This is a genomic window from Massilia sp. CFBP9012, assembly GCF_034045115.1.
Taxonomy (GTDB): Bacteria; Pseudomonadota; Gammaproteobacteria; order Burkholderiales; family Burkholderiaceae_D; genus Telluria.
Genome location: NZ_JAXCWM010000014.1, coordinates 1 through 20,544, shown reverse-complemented (window position 1 = coordinate 20,544; position 20,544 = coordinate 1). Strand labels below are relative to the sequence as shown.

General features: G+C 63.1%; 13 protein-coding genes. 4 read left to right on the top strand and 9 right to left on the bottom strand.

The genetic code is table 11. The annotated features are described in order from the left end of the window. Positions 1-583 precede the first annotated feature (583 nt). Positions 584-3,634: an alpha/beta hydrolase family protein gene (locus tag SOM61_RS21310; RefSeq protein WP_320475937.1), complete on the bottom strand. Its 3,051-nt coding sequence runs from the start codon at positions 3,632-3,634 to the stop codon at positions 584-586. Positions 3,635-4,695: 1,061 nt separating this feature from the next. Here SOM61_RS21310 and SOM61_RS26495 point away from each other — a divergent pair. Next, positions 4,696-4,860: an IS3 family transposase gene (locus SOM61_RS26495; protein WP_414675056.1), complete on the top strand. Its 165-nt coding sequence runs from the start codon at positions 4,696-4,698 to the stop codon at positions 4,858-4,860. A 199-nt stretch (positions 4,861-5,059) separates the two neighbouring features. Here the strand turns inward: SOM61_RS26495 and SOM61_RS21305 are convergent, their stop codons facing one another. Continuing rightward, entirely contained in the window at positions 5,060-6,094 is a 1,035-nt protein-coding gene (locus tag SOM61_RS21305) for an SDR family oxidoreductase (RefSeq protein WP_320475936.1), read from the bottom strand. A gap of 193 nt (positions 6,095-6,287) precedes the next feature. On the opposite strand from SOM61_RS21305, the gene SOM61_RS21300 reads away from it, so the two are divergent. Continuing rightward, positions 6,288-7,874 (top strand): mechanosensitive ion channel family protein, encoded by a 1,587-nt coding sequence (locus tag SOM61_RS21300; RefSeq protein ID WP_320475935.1) that lies wholly within the window; start codon positions 6,288-6,290, stop codon positions 7,872-7,874. Positions 7,875-7,941: 67 nt separating this feature from the next. Here SOM61_RS21300 and SOM61_RS21295 read toward each other — a convergent pair whose 3' ends face one another. Continuing rightward, entirely contained in the window at positions 7,942-8,919 is a 978-nt protein-coding gene (locus SOM61_RS21295; RefSeq protein WP_123070935.1) for a Bug family tripartite tricarboxylate transporter substrate binding protein, read from the bottom strand. A 150-nt stretch (positions 8,920-9,069) separates the two neighbouring features. On the opposite strand from SOM61_RS21295, the gene SOM61_RS21290 reads away from it, so the two are divergent. Continuing rightward, positions 9,070-9,639 (top strand): hypothetical protein, encoded by a 570-nt coding sequence (locus SOM61_RS21290; protein WP_320475934.1) that lies wholly within the window; start codon positions 9,070-9,072, stop codon positions 9,637-9,639. 7 nt (positions 9,640-9,646) lie between these two features. Here SOM61_RS21290 and SOM61_RS21285 read toward each other — a convergent pair whose 3' ends face one another. Beyond that, positions 9,647-10,288, bottom strand: coding sequence for a DUF4230 domain-containing protein (locus SOM61_RS21285; RefSeq protein WP_320475933.1), 642 nt, complete (start codon positions 10,286-10,288; stop codon positions 9,647-9,649). Between the two features lie 116 nt (positions 10,289-10,404). Between SOM61_RS21285 and SOM61_RS21280 the strand changes: the two genes are divergently transcribed. Continuing rightward, positions 10,405-11,070, top strand: coding sequence for a class I SAM-dependent methyltransferase (locus tag SOM61_RS21280; RefSeq protein WP_320475932.1), 666 nt, complete (start codon positions 10,405-10,407; stop codon positions 11,068-11,070). Here the strand turns inward: SOM61_RS21280 and SOM61_RS21275 are convergent. The 5 genes from SOM61_RS21275 to hepT all read right to left on the bottom strand — a co-directional run bounded on the left by SOM61_RS21275 (position 11,063) and on the right by hepT (position 20,314). Continuing rightward, positions 11,063-13,783 carry an HAD-IC family P-type ATPase gene (locus SOM61_RS21275; protein ID WP_414675055.1) on the bottom strand — a complete coding sequence of 907 codons (2,721 nt, stop codon included), beginning with the start codon at positions 13,781-13,783 and terminating at the stop codon, positions 11,063-11,065. The genes SOM61_RS21280 and SOM61_RS21275 overlap by 8 nt on opposite strands. A 725-nt stretch (positions 13,784-14,508) precedes the next feature. Next, positions 14,509-17,322: an Hsp70 family protein gene (locus tag SOM61_RS21270; protein ID WP_320475930.1), complete on the bottom strand. Its 2,814-nt coding sequence runs from the start codon at positions 17,320-17,322 to the stop codon at positions 14,509-14,511. Beyond that, the gene (locus SOM61_RS21265) at positions 17,319-19,175 is read right to left on the bottom strand and encodes an Hsp70 family protein (protein ID WP_320475929.1); all 1,857 of its coding nucleotides are present in this window, start codon (positions 19,173-19,175) and stop codon (positions 17,319-17,321) included. Before SOM61_RS21265 ends, SOM61_RS21270 begins: the two co-directional genes overlap by 4 nt. Continuing rightward, positions 19,172-19,768: a DUF2760 domain-containing protein gene (locus tag SOM61_RS21260; RefSeq protein WP_320475928.1), complete on the bottom strand. Its 597-nt coding sequence runs from the start codon at positions 19,766-19,768 to the stop codon at positions 19,172-19,174. The genes SOM61_RS21265 and SOM61_RS21260 overlap by 4 nt, the downstream gene beginning before the upstream one ends. Positions 19,769-19,894: 126 nt before the next feature. After that, on the bottom strand, positions 19,895-20,314 hold the full coding sequence (gene hepT / locus SOM61_RS21255; protein WP_320475927.1) for a type VII toxin-antitoxin system HepT family RNase toxin: 420 nt from the start codon (positions 20,312-20,314) through the stop codon (positions 19,895-19,897). Positions 20,315-20,544: the final 230 nt, after the last annotated feature.

Sequence of the window (20,544 nt, the reverse complement as noted above, 5' to 3'; positions counted from 1 at the left end):
GGACGGTCCCGGACCTATATTGTTGCTGTTCCTGTAGATACCGTATTTATCGCGGTCTGCGTAGCCCATATGTTCCTCCTTGTCTATTGACGTTGCGAACAACGCGACGGCCACTCCGATTGGAGCAGACCCTCGCCCTACGAGGGGTTCATGATAGAACGCTACGGGATCGGGGCGCGCGCGCTAGCGCCGAGCAGGCTGGAGACTTATGCGAGGCAGCGCACAGATGAGTACGCTTGGCATGGCTAATCTGCCAAGCTATGTCCAGGAGGAATTAGAGATGACTGTCATTTCGCGCTGCACCAACGCTGGCCCCCTGGGGCAACTGATCCGCACCCGTTCCTTCGCCTCGCTGCTGGCGCGCCTGCTGCGCCGCGGTTAAAGTCCGTTGCGGCCACGTTACAGCCGCCGTCTTGGCCAAGGATCGATCACATCGGGTCTGCCTTTTGTTGGTGAACTTGGGGGGGGGGCGGAGAAAGTGGTTTTCTTCGTTATTCGCTGATGCATTAGCCCTGAAGGTTTTGTCGGGCGCTCCCAGTAACGCCCGATGCTGGTCCCATTTATGGGCAACCATGAGTACCTCTTATCCTAACGATATCTCCAGCTGCGCTTCCCCCGCCCCTTTATTTAGAACTCCGACCAATTCGATGCCAGAGGTAACCGTAGATAAATTTGGGGAAAGGCCATAGCCGCTATCGGCATTAGCAAAGTTATCGACATACGTTATCCCATACGAACCGTTAGCGAAATTAAATATGGTTATACTGTCATTTATATATAACATCCAGCTATCACGGCGATAGAAGTTGCCGTAGCTGTCATGCCAGGATGATCCAAGAGGGTAATTTGTTTCGAAGACGCCGCCAAGCTTTACACCATCCAAATAGATCACTCCGGTCCCAGTAACGCCATCCTCGTGATGAATTTCAGTGCTTCCGGCTGAATTGCAGAAAAACTTGTCGTGCTCACTGCCGCCGATTATATATGTTGATCCCGTATCGCCGACGAATGTGTTTATTCCATCGCTGCCATTGAGCACGTCTGACCCGCCTCCGCCAATTAATGTGTTGTTGCCAGCGCCGCCCATTAAAAGATCGTCGCCCTCGCCGCCGTCAAGCCAGTCGTCGCCATCATAACCCCGCAGCACGTCATCGCCTTCATCTCCCCATAGCTTGTCGGAGTCGGCCCCGCCGTCAACATAGTCGTCGCCGCTGCCGCCATGGACCTCATTATTACCTGCATCGCCAGACAAGTAATCGTCTCCACTGCCGCCATAGAGTTCATCGTTACCTTCTTGGCCCCAAAGAGAATCGTTGCCAGAACCGCCCCAGAGCGTGTCGTTGCCGTTTCCTCCCATAAGTTTATCTATTCCGCTACCTCCATGAAGCTCGTCGTCACCATCTCCCCCCCAAAGGTTGTCGTCATCTGCATTGCCCCATAGCTCGTCGTTGTCGGCCCCACCTATGAGATTGTCGGCCCCGTTCCCGCCTTCCAGATAATCATCACCACCTTGCCCATAAAGATAATCATTGCCACTCATTCCGTAAAGATGGTCAGCAACTCCACCGCCTACATGCGTATTATCCTTCGAGTCGCCAAAATAGAAGCGATGAATATTGGCGTATGGATTTCCTGCTGCGTAACCTTGGGCTATGATATAGTCACTGGCTGCGTCCTCAAAGTAAGTCGAATCTGTCAGATACGGATGGCCCGTATTCGAGTCATTTGCCTCGATCGGTCGAGCATTTGAAGGGTTTACATTATTTATATTAAACCAGAGCTTGCGCTGCAAAAAATCGGCGCGGTCAATCATCCATTTATTGCTGATGGCCAGTTCCACAGAATCCTCGTCTTGCTCCAATAATAGATTGTCAGCAACCCAGTCCTCATAAACGCTATCCCACGCTGCAGGAACATCTGTCACAGAGCTGAAATGGAATGCGAGAGGACTTAGCGTATATAGTGATAAGAAGTTCCCGAAATCCTCGCGTCCGGCAGTGGCGCTTGGCGAGGCCGCAAACGAGAAGTCAAGTTTTCCAACAAGATTTTTGTAGGCAGTACTGTTAGTTATTTCATCCAGTCGATCATGCAAGTGAGAACGGCCAGTATAGCCATTCAAGTTATCAATGCGCGCCCAGGTATTCCCGTTAGGATCCCCTTTGAGCATATAGGGGCTATCTGGACCAAAAAAGAGTGCAGAGAGCGTGTTGACAACGTTTTCCATAACGTCGCCCTCGGCCATGCCCTGGCCCGACCCTAGTAACAGGTCGCCATTTACTCCTTTGAGATAGGACTCAGCTCTTAAAATCTCGGCTAGCGAGGCTTGCACACTATTCCTCTGATTCGCTGCCACCAGATTAAGCAGGGAATCTTGGATACTGAGCGAATCCACCAACAGAATTAAACTGTGGGTGTCCCCAAAACCTTTTGTTGCATATCCATCCACTAATAGCTTGACAGAGCCGTAGTCGAGGGCCGCGTTAGCGAGATCCGCGCCAATACCGCCACGGTACAACGGCTGATCCTCAATGAAAATGCGCACATCCTGCCCGGCGTGCCAAAGGCTGTGTGCAACGGCTGATGGCTTGGTATCTCCGACAACGTCATACTGATTAGCGAATCTGATGTCCAGATATTCCTTATTACCATACGCTTGAATCACACCATCCACTAGTGATGCCGCTTCCGTGTTCCTGGCTGCGAACTTCACTGCCATACGATAGTCCAAGCTAAGCGCGTCAACTTGACTCTCATCCACTTTTTTCGGGTGAATATTGAGGTCCATGCCAGAGCTGCCCGCACGCAAAGTCGGCACACGCGCGGCCTCCTCTTGCAACTCAGCGATTTCGCTAAGCGCTGACAAGAGTGCTTGCGCATCAGTACTCATCGTCTCTCCTACATAGGCCTCAATTATTGTCGCCTTAGCTTCCTGAGCGGTCCAAGAGTGATCCGACAGATGCATGCGAATGGTGTTGTAAAGCTCAGTCAGCCCCGAGTCCGCAAACTGTGCTGTGATCTGAACAGGGTCTTCGCGCAGTTTATTGAACTCATCAAGTGCACTTGCCAAGGTTCCTTGTGTAACTTTACCTACACCGGCACCATTAAAAGTGACAACCTGGTCTGCTTCGTCTGTATGCAGAAGATTGAATGCTGTCGCCAAATGTCCGCCAAGGCTGTATCCGGTAACGGAAAACGACTTATTTCCCAATTTCGATGGATCGGCCTGAAGTTTGGCATACCACTCTTCCATATCGGCGATCTGCCCCCAGGCAAAGCCAGTAGCCTTGATCTCGTAAGTATTTGTAGCGAGGCTATCACGCACCGCGTCATCAACGAACTCTGTGCTGCGAAATGATATGACTAACTCGTCTGTCTCGATATTTTGAAATAGGGTCCCAGAGAAGCCTGTCCCCGTATTCACACATTGGTCCAGCACCTTCCAGCCATTATCAATAAACGCATCCGCCTCCGTATTAGTGAACCGACTAGCATGGCCGTTGCCATTTAGAAGAGCCGTGACGATTTGAGCGTCTGTTGTGGCCAACTTGCACGTATTTTCATCTCTGAGAAACGCTTCGGCCGCCAACTGGAGCGTGGAGTACTTCAGGTATTCGGTAATTGAGGGATTGGTCACAGATTTGCTCGCTATTTGATGACTTCAGAATGTTCTTGAATACTTCTAATTCAAAAGGCTATGACTCCCTGCATCGTGCCTTCATTCAAATTATGGCAGCCGCGGGGCATGCTCCTCTGAGAGACCTCCTTACGCACTATTCATCTTGAACCACGGCGCTCGGTATCATCTTGTTGGCTTTCTCAACCGACTATCACGCGCGATTGATTGCTAGCGCTTTTTGATTGCCTTAAGGAAATTCAGTGAACAAATATAACTATATTTCAGCCTGAAAATATCACCAATTGTCACGTTATTGATATTTTTTGCAAATGGAACAGCGCGGGAAATGCAGCCGCCGCTCATGCAAAACATCGCAGCCGAGCACATCAACCACATGCGGGTTAGTCGGGGTAGTTTTATTAACGTGTTAACTGCTCGTGAAGTGGAACAATGACGAATTATCATTCTGACGGCACCGCAATTGTCAGCTTCGTTCTGCGTCGCCGCTTGCTAACGTCCTTTAAGCCGGATTTACTGTGAACGAAGTGCCCCATGCGCTTCTCACTATGCCGGTTTGAAGACGTTAGGCGCCTCTATTGAAGTGTCGCTGATTTACCTCCAGCCATCTGGAATAGCTGGGTGAGCCCCTTAGGTTTGTAGAGGCTCCAATGTTAAAAATGGCACAATGAAATAGCAACCCAAGTATTCTCTCGAACGCATCGAATGCTCTGTATGCATGGTCGAGGTGGCGAGCGGTTAATACGAATCGGGATGAACGGCGATTTCCTCGATCATGGCCAAGATCGGCTGCACATCAGAAACGTTGCGTTGCTGAGTGGGCTAGCAAGAGCGTGATGCCGGCCAGCATCCAAGTCTGATCAGGTTCGGAGAAGAATGCATCAGGGCCGTAGAGCAAGAGCCGCGCAGGGCAGCGAGACTTTGTGTCTTGAAAGGGGCGTTTTTGCCAGGGGGAGCTCAAAGCTGTTTCAAGCCATGATGGCTTTATCGACCAGTATGTCGTGCTTGTAACGTTGAGTCCATCTGCCAGGTCATGCCAGCATAGTTCTGAGTTGCGTTGTATGCATGCCCAGCGTGACGTCGTGCGAAGCGTCGATATTCAGAGGGGCTGGCAGGCGAACATGCAGGTCTGCGGTGCCGATCAGTTATGGCGCCAGTTACGGTGTGAGGGAGCCGATGTCGCCCGCTGCATGGTGGAACGCCTGATGCGCAAGGCTGGCCTGTGAGAGATAATCCACGGCGGGTGTACTACTGAGCTGGGAATTGTGTGATAGATGAGTTGGTCTCAGCTGAGCTAGTCGGCTAGCTGATCTGAACTCGCTCCTTCGCTTCGATGTTGCGGCATCTTGCGCTGCGACTAAGTACCGCCCAGAAACGCTGGGCGGAATGAAGTAAATACTTACAATCAATGCTGGGGGTGAGTCCTTATGGCTGCCCGCCACCGCCAGCCACGCCATACACGTGGCCGGTGGTATAGCTCGATTCGTCCGACGCCAGCGTGACGAACACTGCCGCCAGCTCGGCCGGCTGGCCGGGACGCTTCATCGGCGTATCTTCCCCGAACTTCTCGCGCCCCTCCGGCGAATTGCCGCCCGCCAGTTGCAGCGGCGTCCACACCGGCCCCGGCGCCACCGCATTCACGCGGATTCCCTTCGATGCCATCTGCTTGGCCAGCGACTTCGTGAATGCCACCTCGAAGGCCTTGGTGGCCGCATAGTCGAGCAGTTTTTCCGGCGGATCGTAAGCCGTCTGCGACGAGGTATTGATGATGACGCTGCCGGCCGACATGTGCGGAATCGCCGCCTTGCTGATCCAGAACACCGCATAGACATTGGTCTTGATGGTCCAGTCGAACTGCTCGCTGGTGATGTCGAGGATCGAATTATTGTTCTGCTGGCGCGCGGCATTGTTGACCAGGATGTCCAGGCCGCCCAGTTCGCGCACCGCCGTCTCCACCAGCTTCTTGCAGAAAGCCTCGTCGCGGATATCGCCGGGAATGGCGACCGCCTTGCGGCCCGCGTCGCGGATCAGTTGCATGACTTCGCGCGCATCCGGTTCCTCGGCCGGCAGGTAGCCGATGGCGACGTCGGCGCCTTCGCGCGCATAGGCGATCGCGGCGGCGCGGCCGATGCCCGAGTCGCCGCCGGTGATCAGGGCCTTGCGTCCCGCCAGGCGGCCGCTGCCGCGATACGTGGTTTCGCCGTGGTCTGGACGCGGCGTCATCTTGCTGGCCAGGGCCGGCCACGGCTGGTCCTGCTTGGGGAAGGGCGGACGCGGATAGCGCTTGGCTGCCTCGCGCGCGGCGCCCGGCGCCGGCTGGTTGCCGCCGGCCGCTTGCTGGGCCAGGGCCGGGACGGCGGCGGCCGAGGCGGCCACGCCTGCGGCAACGGTACTGAGGGTGTTCACGAAGCGGCGGCGCGACGGCGTCACGTTTTCTGGCTTCTGGTCTTCCGAACTCATGCTTGCTCCTCGATGGGGTGGGGCTGCAAACGCAGCCAGGTAGTGACGAAGATGTTAGTCGTTATCGAAAAGACACGGAACACGGTAGCTTGTCGGAAAGATCTTGGTCTGGGTCTGTTGTAAGTAAGTGGTTTGCCTGCTGAGCGGAAGTGTTCTGGGGTAACATTTCGTTTTTACCGATTTGTGTTTTTCCATGGCGATCATCCGCGCACTCCTTGTTTTAGCCTTGATGGGGCTGTATTCCTGCGTCTGGGCCGCCCAGCCCGAAACAGCGCCGGTCGCGACCATGGCCGCGTCGGCCCAACCGACCGTACGCGCCGACTTCACCGTCGCCACCCGCAAGGTCTTCGTATTCCGCGCTACCCTGGCCGGGCACTCGCCGCAAGACCGCCTCGAAGCGGCCCAGCGCCGCCTCGACAAGGCCTTGTCGGGCAAGGGGCCGCAGCGCGCCACGGTCAATGCGCTGGCCGAGGGCAGCCAGGTGCTGCTCGACGGCGCGCCGCTGTTCCTGGTGACGCCGGCCGACATCAATATGCTGGCCGGCGACACGACCCAGGACGTCGCGCACGACAGCGCGCGCAAGCTGGAACGCGCGCTGGCGGCGCGGCGCGAGGCGAGCGACCCGCGCGTGCTGGTCGAAGCCGCGGCGCTGTGCGTCGCCGCCACCCTGGCCTATGTCTTTGTGCTGCGCGCGCTGGTGCTGCTGCGCAGCGCGGTCAAGAGCCGCTTCGAGCGCCTGCTCGGCGTGCGCCTGGCGCGGGTGAGCTTCCGCAACGTGCGCCTGCTCGACGCCCACCTGTATGTGAGCTTCCTGCGCCAGGTGACGATGGCGGTGGTATGGGGCCTGCGCCTGCTGGCCACCTATATCTGGATCAGCTTCCTGCTCGGCGAATTCGCCTACACCCGCAGCTGGGGCGAGTGGCTCAAGGGCTACCTGATCGAGATGGCGGTGGGGATCGGCCAGTCGATGGCGGCCGCGATTCCCGGCCTGCTGGTGGTGCTGGTCATTGCCGCGCTGGCGCGCCTGGTGATGCTGACCGCGGCCTCGGTGTTCAAGCGGGTCGAGAGCGGCGAACTGCAGGTGGGCTGGCTGGACCAGGACACGGCGGCGCCGACCCGGCGCCTGGTCAATATCGTGATCGCCCTGTTCGCGCTGGCGATGTCCTATCCCTACCTGCCGGGCTCGCACACGGCGGCCTTCCAGGGCGTGACGGTGCTGGCCGGCCTGATGGTGTCGATCGGCGCCTCGAGCATCGTGGCGCAAGGCGCCGCAGGCCTGATCCTGATGTACACCCGCTCGCTGAGAAAAGGGGAATACGTGCGCGTGGGCGACAAGGAGGGCACGGTGGTCGACATGGGCATGTTCGAGACACGCCTCTGCACCGGCAGCGGCGAAGAAGTCCTGATGCCTAACGCCTGGGTGCTGTCCAACACCACCAGCAACTTCTCGCGCGACGGCGTGATCGAGGACGGTTTCGTCACCGAGGTCAAGGTCACGGTCGGCTACGACACGCCGTGGCGCACGGTGCACGCGCTGCTCGAGCAGGCAGCCGGCGCGGCGCAAGGCATCGCGGCCGAACCGAAACCCTTCATCGTGCAGGCGGCGCTATCGGATTTCTACATCGAATACCGCCTGTGCGCCCACGCGGCGGCCGACAGCCCGCGCAGCCGGGCCGAGGTGTGCAACCGCCTGCATCAGAACGTGCTGGACGTGTTCGATGCCGCCGGCGTCAGGTTGACGTCGCCGCATTTGCACCACGTTGCGATGAAACGGGCTTGAATGCAAAAACGGGCGACCCGGCCATGCCGCGTCACCCGCTTTATTGGGTACTACAGGATCGTGTGGATCAGTCGACGGTCGCGCCGCTGTCCTTCACGATCTTCGACCATTTCGCGCTCTCGGCCTGCACGAACTTGGCGAAGTTTTCTGGCGTATCGCCCACGTACTCGGTGCCGGTGTCGGCCAGCACGCGCTGGAAGTCAGGCTGCTTCATGACTTTCTGCGATTCGGCGTTGATCTTGTCGACGATGGCTTTCGGGGTCTTGGCCGGCACGAACAGGCCGTACCAGGCGTAGGACTCGATGTTCAGGCCCGCTTCGGCGAAGGTCGGCACGTCCGGCAGCAGCGGCGAGCGCTTGTTGCCCGAGATGGCGATCGGCTTCACCTTGCCGCTCTTGATGTGCGGCATGATCGCGATGGTCGAGTCGAACATGATCGGGATGTGGCCGCCCAGCAGGTCGGAAATCGCCGGCGCCGAGCCCTTGTACGGCACGTGCACCATGTCGAGCTTGGTCACGCCGCGGAACAGTTCACCGGTCAGGTGCTGCGGGGTGCCGTTGCCGGCCGACGCGTACGAGAACTGGCCTTTCTTCGACTGGATGTGGGCCAGCAGTTCCTTGACGTTCTTGGCCGGCACCGATGGGTGGGCGACCAGCACCAGCGGCGCGCGCAGCAGGTTGGTGACCGGGATCAGGTCCTTGGCCGGGTCGAAGGCCATCTTCTTGTACAGGCTCGGGTTGATCACGATCGGTGCGCTCGAGGTGATCAGGAGGGTCTGGCCGTCCGGCTTGGCGCGGGTCACGGCCGCGCTGCCGATATTGCCGCCGCCGCCGCCGCGGTTATCGATGACGAACGACTGTTTCAGGTCGGTGGTCAGGCCTTTCGCCAGCGGGCGGGCCGCGATGTCGGACGGGCCGCCGGCCGGCCATGGCACGACCACGGTCACGGTGCCGGTTGGCCAGTTCTGGGCGAAGGCGCTGGTGGAGAGGACGGTTGCTGCCAGAGCGAAGACGAGGGATTTTCCTTTGGACGGGAAGACTCGCATGGTTTTGTCACCTATATAGTTGAATTATTACGCGATTATTCGATAACCTGCTGAAACGATTTTACACGAATGCCCATGCGGATTGCGTACGTAGTAGTACGTGCGGTTTCCGTTGTCCTGTAAAGTGTTGTGTGTACTTACGATCCAAGGTTGGAAATGAAATATACAGGCTTTTTCCTGGCCAGCGCCATCCTTGCCGGCGCGGCCATTGCCGCTACGCCGGTCTCGCCGGCAGTGCAGGCGATGGAGCGCATTGCTGGCGTGTACAAGCACCGTTTCATGAGCGCATTCATCGTGCCCGGCAAGGACGAAACAGAGTCCTACCAGGCCGAAGACATCGTCGAGATCGTCCCGTACGACCGCGACCATGTTTACGTGCGCGTGCACCTCGATTTCTTCAATGGCCACACCTGCGGCATATACGGCATGGCGCGCTTCGAGGACGGCATGTTCGTCTATCGCGATCCAGAGCCGCCGGCCGCGGGTGATGCGCCGTGCGTGCTCAAGATTGGAGAGAAGAACGGCAAGCTGACACTGACCGATCGGGCCTCTTCCGATGCCGGGCGTACTTGCGAGGCTTATTGCGGTGCGCGCGGCAGCCTCAATTACGACATCGGCATGGACAAGCGGCGGCCAATTCGCTACCTGGAGCGCTTGAAAGGATCGCGGCAGTACAAGGACGCGCGCGACGCCTTGCTTGAGGCGACGCCCGCGTCCTGATCGCCGTTCAGGGCCTTGCAGCAGACAGCGGTTCCCAGATGACGGTCGGCATCCAGCCGGTGGCGGCCAGGGTGGCCTGCATGACGGTGGCCGCGTTTTCCTTGGCGGTATTGAGCACGGCGGGCTGGCTGCAGGCCGCCTGCACCGCCTTCTGCGCCGTGCCCAGTGCATTGTTCATCGCCGTGGTGCGGGTCTGGGCGGAGGGGATGAAGGCTTGCAGCCCCTGCTCGGTGACCGCATAGAAGTAGGAGCCGCCCCGGTTGCGCGCTTCGTGGCTGATGCGCGCCTGCAATGGGGAGGGCGGCGGCAGCACCACGGTGAGGGTGCGCGCGCGCTCGTCGATGTCCTCATAGCGCGCCTGGCGCAGGTCGGTCGCCACCGTGCAGTCGCCGCGCGCGACCAGCAGCACGCGGGTGCTGCCCAGCCGTACTTCCCATTGCGACCAGGGAATGTCGACCGCGTTCGGCTGCGTGAATTCGATGACGTCCGCGTAGTTCATCTTGAGTGAGACCAGGTGGCCCATCTTTTCCAGGGAGACCAGCGGCGGCGGAAGCACGTCCTGCTCGGGCGGCTTCTTGATGAAGGCGAAGATGATGGCGGCGGCCGTGATGGCGACGAGCAGTAGCGGCAGGCGTTGCGGAGATTTCATGGACGACAGGATGGATGCGTTGAAACCCGGCCAGTCTACTGGATGATCGCGATGGCTGCCGCATGCCTGGGGGGGGGGCCGCCGCGTCATGCATAATGAGCGCCAAAGGAGACGCCATGACCGATCACACCGACGCAGCAATCCTCGCATCCTGGTCGCGCAACGCGAACCCCTGGACCAGCGCAGTGCGTAGCGGAGAAATCGAGAGCCGCACGCTGGTGACCAATGCCGCCATCGTCGAGGCGGTGCGCGCGTGCGCGCCGCGCACCGGCGTCGATCTTGGCTGCGGCGAAGGCTGGCTGGTACGCGCACTGCCCGAGGTGGAAATGGTTGGGGTGGATGCGATCGAAGGCCTCGTCGAGCAAGCGCGTGCCGCCGGCGGCGGCGACTTCCGCGTGCTGTCGTATGAACAGATCGCGGCCGGCGAACTGGCGCTGGCGGCCGACGTCGCCGTCGCCAACTTCTCGCTGATCGGACATGAAGCGGTCGACGGCCTGTTCGCCGCCGCGCCGACTTATCTGCGGGCCGGCGGAACGCTGATTGTGCAGACCGTGCATCCGCTGATGGCCTGCGGCGACGCGCCCTATGCCGATGGCTGGCGCGCGGGCAGCTGGGCCGGTTTCAGCGACGAGTTCCAGGACGCGCCGCCCTGGTACTTCCGCACGATTTCGAGCTGGGTCGCGCTGTTCGAGCGGCACGGCCTGCGCGTGGTCGAGATGCGTGAGCCACTGCATCCGCGCACGGGCAGGCCGGTGTCGCTGATCCTGGCCGGCGTCAGCTGATTTCCGCGAACACGCCCCAGCGCCGCAGCAACAGCTTCTCGACTTCGAGCACCACCATGAACGCCAGCCCGATGCCGAGGATCGCCACGCCATCGACCAGCGCTACGGCGCGGGTATCGAACAGCGCCTGCATCCACGGCAGGTAGGTGAACGCCAGCTGCGCCACCACCACGACCACGATTGCCCACAGCACCGCCGGCGTGCCGCGCGCGCCGCGCCAGGTAAACGAGCGCATGTGCAGGTAGCGCACGTTGAACAGATAGAAAATCTCCAGCACGCACAGCATATTGACCACCATCGTGCGCGCCGCTTCTGTGCCCAGGCCGCGCCGTTCGGCCCAGGCCATCACGGCGAACACGCCGGCGGTGAACAGCACCGACACGAACGCCACCCGCCACAGCATGAAGGGTGACAGCAGCGGCGCTTGCGGGTCGCGCGGCCGGCGCCCCATCACGCCCGGTTCGGCCGGCTCGAAGGCCAGCACCAGGCCGAGCGTGATGGTCAGGATCATGTTAATCCACAGAATCTGCGGAGGCGTCATCGGCAAGGTCAGTCCCAGCACCATTGCCGCGACGATGGCCAGCACCTCGCCGCCGTTGGTCGGCAGGGTCCAGGCGATGACCTTGCGGATGTTGTCGTAGACGGTGCGTCCTTCGCTCACGGCCGCCACGATGGAGGCGAAATTGTCGTCGGCCAGCACGATCTGCGCAGCCTCCTTGGCAGCCTCGGTGCCCTTGTTGCCCATGGCGATGCCGACGTTGGCCTGCTTGAGCGACGGGGCGTCGTTGACGCCGTCGCCGGTCATCGCGACCACTTCGCCCTCGGCCTGCAGCGCGCGCACGACGCGCAGCTTGTGGGCGGGATTGGTGCGGGCAAAGACGTGGGTGCGGCGCGCCAGGGGCCTCAGCTCGGCGTCGGAGACCGCATCGACGTCCTGGCCGGTCGCCACCACCGGCTGCTTGGCCAGTCCGAGTTGCGCGGCGATGGCGGCGGCGGTGGCGCCATGGTCGCCGGTGATCATCTTGACCGCGATGCCGGCGCTGCGGCAATCGGCGATCGCGGCCAGCGCCTCGGGACGCGGCGGATCGATGAAGCCGACCAGGCCCAGGAATACGAGTTCGTCCACGGTGTCGAAGTCCAGCTGCTGCGGCGCATATTGAAAGCGACGCAGCGCGAAGCCCAGCACGCGCTCGCCGCTGGAGGCAGCAGCGGCGATCTGGTCTTCCCACCAGGCGGCGTCCAGCGGCAGCCGTGCGCCGGCCACATCGAGCTGGCTGCCGCTCATGCCCAGCACGCGCTCCGGCGCGCCCTTGACGAACAGTTCGGCGCCGCCGTCGGCCAGGCCGTGCAGGGTGGCCATGAAACGGTGCTGGGCGTCGAACGGGATCTCGTCGGCGCGCGGATGGCCGGCGCGCAAGGCGTCCGGCTCCAGCCCGGCCTTCATCGCCAGCGCCACCAGCGCGCCTTCCATCGGATCGCCATCGACCCGCCAGCCGCCCACATGCTGGTGCAGGTGGGCGTCGTTGCACAGCAGGCCGGCTTCGACCAGGCGGCGCGCATTGGCCGGCAGGCCGGCGCCGTCGTCGGGTAGATCGAACGCGCCCAGCGGCGCATAGCCGGTGCCGCTCACGCCGATGCTACCCGCCTCGGTCACCACGCGGCAGGCCGTCATCTCGTTGCGGGTCAGGGTGCCGGTCTTGTCGGAGCAGATCACGGTGGTCGCGCCGAGCGTCTCGACCGCCGGCAGGCGGCGCACGATGGCGTGGCGCGCGGCCATGCGCTGCACGCCGATGGCGAGGGTGATGGTGATCACCGCCGGCAATCCTTCCGGCACCAGCGCCACCGCGATCGCCACCACGATCATCAGCGCCTCGACCCAGTCCATTCCTTTCAGACCGACCGCATAGGCGAACAGCAGCGCGGCGACGGCGATCGACAGCACGGTGAAGCGCCGCCCGAAGCCGTTGATTTGACGCAGCAGCGGCGTGGTGAGCGGCTCGACCTTGCCGAGCATGGTGCTGATGTGGCCGATCTCGGTATGGCTGCCGGTGGCGACCACCAGGCCGAGGCCCTGGCCGGCGGCAACCAGGGTGCCGGAATACGCCATGCCTTCGCGGTCGCCCAGCGCCGAACCCACATCGACGGCGTGGCCGGTCTTGACGCTGGCCACCGATTCGCCGGTGAGGATCGCTTCGTCGATCAGCAGGGCGCGGGCGCGCAGCAGCCGCAGGTCCGCGGGGATGCGGTCGCCGGCTTCGAGCAGCACCACGTCGCCGGGCGCCAGCGTGGCCACCGGGACGGTCGCATGCTGGCCGGCGCGCACCACGCGCGCATTGGGCGCCAGCATGTCCTGCAGGGCCCAAAGGGCTTGCTCCGCCTTGCCTTCCTGGACGAAGCCGACGATGGCGTTCACGGTGACCACGCCGACGATCACGGCCGCGTCGACCCAGTGCCCGAGCACGGCGGCCAGCGCCGCGGCGGCGAGCAGGAACAGGATCAGCGCATTATTGAATTGCAGCAGAAAGCGCAGGACGGCGGGCGTGCGCGGTGGCGATGGCAGCGTGTTGGGGCCGTGCAGCGCCAGGCGGCGCGCCGCTTCGGCCGGGTCGAGCCCGTCGGGTGTGGAGGTCAGCTGGCGCAGGACGGCGTCGGCCGGCATCGCATGCCAGTTTTCGACCGGCGCGGAAGGTGGAGGGGACGAGGTCATGGACATGCAGGGAAGCGACCCCCTGATTACCTGATGAGCAAAACTTAGCATAGTAAGTTTTGCTCATCAAGGTATCCCGACCTTGATGCTTGGGTATGGCGGCGTCCGCGCGCTACTCAATCCACGCACCGGCAAACCTGTGTCGCTGATCCTGGTTGGCCAGCTGTCCAGGTAAAGCTGCGGATTTAATTATTTACAGCGCTCATATGGGGCGGTGCCGAAATCGGCTTTCCAGTCCGTTCGGCGCCAGTAAAATCGATCATCATTGACGAGCACGAGTGACCACACTGCAGGATCCCCACTCTCGGTAAGCCGCATTTCACGCTCATTGAACATGGTCACCACATTCCCACGTACAGTAAGTATGCGGGAGACACTTTCGTTTGTGCCCTCTCCGCCAGCATACAGTTTCTCCTTGTTGCGTGTAGTGAAGAATTTCCCGTCTTGTGAAATCGTGAAAACGTGGGGAGATTCGCTGCAAGAAAAAGGTGCATGGTTCGTGGCGCCCCAGGTGCCGACGATCTTCGCGAGGACAGGGTCAAGCGGGGGTAATGGCGCCATCGTGGTAGTGCAGGCCGTGCAGGCTACCACTAATGGCAGTAATGAGAGAATCTTCGCTGAGGGATGGATTGACATTATCGATGGTCCGGGTCGGCGCAATATGTCAATGTATCACTTGGATTCGTACGGATTAGCGCGAATTATCACTTGCGTGATGCACGTGCTGTCGCCTAGCCCAGCAGCTTCAATCCCGGCGGCAGCGCATCGCCCAGCAGGCGCGTCTCGACGGCCTGGTCCAGCTCCACCACCTCGCGCACCATCGCCGTCCACATCGGAGGCGCGCCGCTGGATGCCAGGCGCCGCAGCACATCCGCGCGCACTTCCTCGTTGATGTCGCGCGAGCGGTCGCCCGTCATGCGCGCGATGTGGGCGGCGGCGAAACCGGCCGGCTCCACCTTGCGCCAGTCCAGTTGCAGCAGTTTTGCCAGCCAGCTTTCGGCCACCTCGGGCGGGGCCACTTCGTGGGCGCTCGACTGGAACGACTGCCGCGCACCGACCCGGCCCAGGGCCCACAGGTAGCGGCCATAGCGCGCGCTGGCACGGGCATCGAGCTTGCCGGCGGACGGGATGTCATCGATCTGCGACAGCAGCCATTCCCCGATCTCGGCTTTATAGGCCGACGGGATGCGTTCGAGCGAGGCGCCGACGCGCAGCATGTCTTCCTCGCTGCCGTCGACCAGGGTGACCGGCCGGCGTCCGCGCTCCGATTCGTCGGCCTGCAGGTTGAAGGCGAAATCGTCCAGCACGCGCAGCTGCGATTCGGTCGACAGGCCTCCCGCCACCCGGCGCCACAAGGTCCACCATTCGGCGCGCACCTGGCTGTCCTTGTGGTGCTGGACGCCGCCCTCGAACATCGCCCACAACTGCTCCATGCGCCATTCGTCGAGCGGATGGCCGAAGCCGGGACGCAGGCAGTAGCCGGCGAGATTCAGCCAGGCGCGCTCGTGCTCGACCGAGCGGCGTCGCCCCTTCGCGCGCGCCAGCAGGGCATCGAACAGGCGCCGCAGCAGGGGCGTGGTCCAGCGTTCGCGCGATCCGAGCAGGTGTTCCAGGCCGGCGCGCAGCTGTTTCACTTCCTTCGGCTCGACCTGTTTCGAGCGGGTGCCGAACACGCGCTCGATCTTGTCAATTGCCGCATCAAGTTCCAGCGGCAGCGCTTCGTCCGGCGCCTCGCTGTCGTCTTCGCCGCGCAGCTGGAAGGCGAGCTGCCAGCGCTGGCCGCCATCCTCGGCCACGCAATGCACGTCGAGCGTGCCGACTTCGCTCAGGGTCGTCACCAGCCGCACCGGGATCTCGGTCGGCGCACCGCGCGCGGCGCGCAGCACGGTGGCGATCGCCGGCAGGCGCACCACCTTTGACGGATCCAGGTCGACCAGGTCGCCGGGCTGCGGCGGGGCGCCACTGTCGGCGATGGTCGAGACCAGGTGGAAGCGCACCGGACGGCCCACGCGCAGCGCGAAGCTGCGGCCCGCCAATGCCACCTCGAGCGCGGCGGGTGTGCCGCGCGGGAGCAGGCAGACGGTGCGCAGCTTGTCTCCTTGCGTTTCGCCATCGAGCAGCAGGTAGTAGCTGCGCGCGGCGCCGCTTTCGATGGCCGGGGCCAGGCCCTGGCGCGCCAGCGTATAGGCCACGGCGCCGCGGGCGACGGCGATGTCGGGGTTCTCGTTGTGCAGCACGCGCACCGGAGCGCCGCGCCATGCCGTCAAGGTGTCGACCAGCCGCTGCGCCAGCGCCGCGCCCCTGAACACGCCGCCGTTGAGCAGCACTGTGTCGGGCACCGGCAGCGTGCCATCGTCGGGCAGGCCAAGCGCCTCGCGCGCGGCGGCCGCGTGCTGGCGCAGGAAGAGCGCCAGGTGGCGCGTGATGGCCGGGTCGCTCGCATACGGCAGGCCGAATTCGACGATGCCGGCGCGCGCACGTTTCGCGTCTTCCTGCGCCGCATTGAGCGGCAAGAAGCCGTCCAGCACGATGCGCTCGATGTCCTCGCGCCGCAGGTCGGTCTTGCGGCTGGCGCCGATCAAACGACTGCCGGCGCCGAGCAGGGTGACGGTGACGTGGTCCGGCGCATCGTCGGCCAGCAGCTGCTCTTTCGCGGCGCGGCAGCGTTCGGTGAGCTGGGCCAGGCGGGCGCTCGACAGGCGGCTGCGGGTGGCGTCTTCGCCGGCCTGTTCGGCCATGCGCGTCTCGACCAGGTGGGCCAGCGCCAGGTCCATATTGTCGCCGCCCAGGATCAGGTGGTTGCCCACGCCGATGCGGGTGAGCGATGGTTCGCCATCCTTGGCGTCGACCTTGACCAGGCTGAAGTCGGTGGTGCCGCCGCCGACGTCGGCCACCAGCACCAGGCGCGCATCAGCCAAATCTTCGCTCAGGTTCGCACGATGCCGGTACAGCCAGTCATACAGCGCGGCCTGCGGTTCTTCCAGCAGGCGCACGTCCGGCAGGCCGGCCTGTTTCGCCGCCTCCAGCGTCAGCGCACGCGCGCCTTCGTCGAATGAGGCGGGCACCGTGAGCACGATCTGCTGGCGTTCGAGCGGCTGTTTGGGAAAGCGCGTATTCCACGCGGCGCGCAGGTGGGCCAGGTAGCTGGCGCTGGCCGCCACCGGCGACACCTTGGCCACGTCACCTTCGGCACCCCAGGGCAGGATGGGCGCCATGCGGTCGACGCCGGGATGCGATAGCCAGCTCTTGGCGCTGGCCACCAGGCGCCCCGGCGTGGCCGCGCCGAGCGCACGCGCCAGGCGGCCGAGGGCGACGTGTTCGACGCCGGCCACGTCGGTGATGTTCCAGGGGAGTTGCAGTTCACCGGGCGCGAGTTCGTCCGCGCCCGGGTGGTAGCGCATCGACGGCAGCAGCGGCGCACCGGCGACTTCGCCGGGCGCCACCAGCTGGTCGACCGAAAACAGCTCGATTGCACCTTTGCCGTCGTGGGCAAAGGCCAGCACCGTATTCGTGGTGCCGAGGTCGATGCCTACCAGGTACGTCACTGTGCGTCGGAGACAGTACGAACGTCGAACTCGACCTTCCAGCGCTGGCCGTCACGGGCGACAGCCGCCAGTTCCAGCGTGCCGGCGTCAGTGGCCAGCGCATGCAGTTTCACCTGCACGACTTCGCCGGCCACGCGGCCTTCGGCCGGCAGCGTGGCCTGGATCTCGTTCAGTTCCTGCAGTTCTTCCGGACCCCAGAACTCGAGCACGTCGCCGATGCGGTCCTGACGGCGGGTGGTCGAACCGAAGAAGCGGAAGGTCACCGGCTCGCCGATCACCAGGCCGAATTCCTGGCCCGGCAGTTCGAGTTCGCTGCCTTCTTCCATGCCGAATGGCGCCACGCACAAGGCCTCGAGTGGCGGCTCCATCCCGGGGATGGCCGGCATCGACGATTCGACGCCGACATAGTAGGAACGCGCCGTGCCGCCGCGGATGCGCACGCCGCCGCCACGCCGCGCGTAGCTGAAATAGGCCGCGCCGCGCGCAACCGCCAGGTCCAGGTCGGCGCCTTCGAGCATGCGCGCCGGTTCCGCGCCTTCCATGTACAGCCAGTCGTTGATGGTGTCCATCACGCGCTGGGCCAGGATGCCGGACTTGAACACGCCGCCGTTGAACAGCACCGCGCTCGGATGCAGGAAGCTGTGCTCCGCGGTCACGCGGCCCTGGAAACCTTCGAGTTCGGCGGTGGCGCCGGCCTGGCGCGCCAGGAAGGCGGCCAGGTGGCGCGTGATCGCGGCGTCCTGCGCATATGGCAGGCCGAGCTGGGTCAGGCCGGCGCGGGCGCGCACGGCCGGACGTGCCGACGCGTCCACGCGCGGGAAGAATCCGTCGGTGATGAAGGAGGTAACCTCTTCGCGCGTGAGTTCGGTGCGGATCGAGCCGCCGATCAGCTTCGAGCCGCGGCTCGGCACCACGATCGGGTGGGTGGTGGCGTTCGGATTGGCCAGCAGTTCTTCCTTGGCGCTACGGCAGCCATAGGTGAGGGCGCGCATCTGCCAGGCATCGAGCTGTGTGCCATTGGTGGCGAGCTTGCGGGCCACGAAATGGGCCAGCGCGAGGTCCATATTGTCGCCGCCCAGCAGGATGTGGTCGCCCACGGCCACGCGGTGCGGTTCGAGCTTACCGTCGCGTTCGAGGATCGCGATCAGCGAGAAGTCGCTGGTGCCGCCGCCGACGTCGACCACCAGGATGATGTCGCCCGGTTGGACTTGCTTGCGCCAGCGGCCGCCGCTGCCCTGGATCCAGCTGTACAGGGCCGCCTGCGGCTCTTCCAGCAGGGTAGGTGCGAAGCCGGCCTGGCGCGCCGCTTCCGCGGTCAGTTCGCGCGCGGCCGGGTCGAACGAGGCGGGGATGGTGACCGTGACCGATTGCTGGTCGAACGGCGCTTCCGGGTGCGCCGCGTTCCAGGCCTGGCGCAGGTGTTCGAGGTAGCGCGTCGACGCTGTCAGCGGCGAGACCTTGGTGACTTCTTCAGGCGCGTCCTGCGGCAGGATCGCGGCGCGGCGGTCCACGCCGGGGTGGCACAGCCAGCTCTTGGCGGACGACACCAGGCGGATCGGCGTGGTGGCGCCACGGCTGCGCGCCATCTCGCCGGCCACCGCGGTTTCATCGAACTGGCTCCAGGGCAGGGCGCGTTCGCCGGCCGGCATCTCGTCCGGGTGCGGCAGGTAGAGGAAGGACGGCAGCAGCGGCAGCGACTCGATCGTGCCGGGGGCGGTCAGCTGCGGGATCGGCAGCACGGCGTCGACGGCTTTTTCGCCGTCGCTGGCCTGCAGGTCGACATACGAGAGGGCGCTGTGCGTGGTGCCCAGGTCGATGCCGATGGCATAGCGCGCGTTTTCCGGCTGGCTCACAGTTCCACCTCCGCCGGGGCCAGCACACGCGCATCGTGGCTCTCGGCCAGTTGCGGCAGCGTGACTTTCGATGCGCGCCAGCCGCGATGGGAAAGTAGGCCGTTGAACGGCGCCTTGCCGACCACATTGCCGGTCAGGCGCACGCTGGCGGCGTCGAAGCCCTCGTTCAGGGTGATGCGGCTGCCTTCGGACTCAAGGCGCACCGGCTCGATCGCGAAATGCTCGCGCAGCACGCGCGCGCAGCCTTCGTGCACGACGCGGGCTGCGGCGCCGATGTCGGCGTCCGAATAGGCGCTGAGGTTTTCGTGGGCGAAGTCGATCAGGCGGGCTTCGCGCTGGAATAGGCTCAGCAGTTGCAGGGCCGAATCCGGGCTTGGCGCGCGCAGTGGGGACGGGGCGGGCGTCGGGGCCGGGGCTGGCGTTGGAGTAGGGGCTGGAGTCGGGACGGGCGCCGGGGCAGGTGCTGCGGTCGGGCCAACACCGTCATCGCGCACGCGCGCGGCGAACTCGGCGTCGCCGAGCGACTTGAACAGGGCGCCGAAGGCGATCGACAGGCGGCTGAAGAAGCCAGGCAGATTGGTAGGTGTGCTCATTTTTTTCTTGGTCATCAGGTGCGGGATGGCTGCCTGTCATGTCAGACAATGGGAGAGCCACCCCCGGAAAAAGGCGAATCATACCAGTTGGCGCCTGTTTTTCGCGCCGACAACTGGCTGGAAAGTTTATTCGATGAGTCGTGCGCCGCCCAGCAAGGCAGCCGAATAATCGGTGAAATCGTCGAGGCCGCGTTTGACGATCGTCACCAGGGCCGGCAGCGGCGACGCCTGATAATCCCATTCGGCGCGGCAGAACTCGCCGGTGCGCTTGAGATCCTCGGCCAGGGTAGGTGCGATCCAGCCATGTTCGGCCAGCAAGGTGATGACTTCGCGCTCGTCCTGCGGCAGGCCGAGGCGGGCGTTGCCGATCACATAATCGCCCATCTCGATCGCCGCTTCCCAGGCGCGGAGCACGTTCAGGGTGGCGGCATCCTGGCGCGTGATGTCGTCAGGGAAAGTATTGGGGTCTTTTTCATACTCGTCGCGGGCACGCCGGCAGCAGCGTTCGATGATGCCGGCCTTGCTGACCAGAATGTCGTCATCCATGGTGCCTCCGTGTTCGGTGGTCGGTTTGCCCTCAAGGGCTAAACGATATAGATAGTGCCAGTACGTCAATAATCAAGGCACAGCTCTAATGCCGTCCAGTTAAGCTGCTGAGTTAGCGTTCAAAAACGTCGTCCCCGCGCAGGCGCACTGGTGTCCGGAATAATTTCGGGCGCTTGAATAAGCCCGCTTCATAGGAAAAACCACGTCGTTCCCGCGGAGGCGGGAACCCA

Coding starts and splice junctions, on each gene's coding strand:
- SOM61_RS26495 (WP_414675056.1), top strand. CDS start 4,696: ATGCATGCCCAGCGTGACGTCGTGCGAAGCGTCGATATTCAGAGGGGC.
- SOM61_RS21305 (WP_320475936.1), bottom strand. CDS start 6,094: ATGAGTTCGGAAGACCAGAAGCCAGAAAACGTGACGCCGTCGCGCCGC.
- SOM61_RS21300 (WP_320475935.1), top strand. CDS start 6,288: ATGGCGATCATCCGCGCACTCCTTGTTTTAGCCTTGATGGGGCTGTAT.
- SOM61_RS21295 (WP_123070935.1), bottom strand. CDS start 8,919: ATGCGAGTCTTCCCGTCCAAAGGAAAATCCCTCGTCTTCGCTCTGGCA.
- SOM61_RS21285 (WP_320475933.1), bottom strand. CDS start 10,288: ATGAAATCTCCGCAACGCCTGCCGCTACTGCTCGTCGCCATCACGGCC.
- SOM61_RS21280 (WP_320475932.1), top strand. CDS start 10,405: ATGACCGATCACACCGACGCAGCAATCCTCGCATCCTGGTCGCGCAAC.
- SOM61_RS21275 (WP_414675055.1), bottom strand. CDS start 13,783: ATGTCCATGACCTCGTCCCCTCCACCTTCCGCGCCGGTCGAAAACTGG.
- SOM61_RS21260 (WP_320475928.1), bottom strand. CDS start 19,768: ATGAGCACACCTACCAATCTGCCTGGCTTCTTCAGCCGCCTGTCGATC.
- hepT (WP_320475927.1), bottom strand. CDS start 20,314: ATGGATGACGACATTCTGGTCAGCAAGGCCGGCATCATCGAACGCTGC.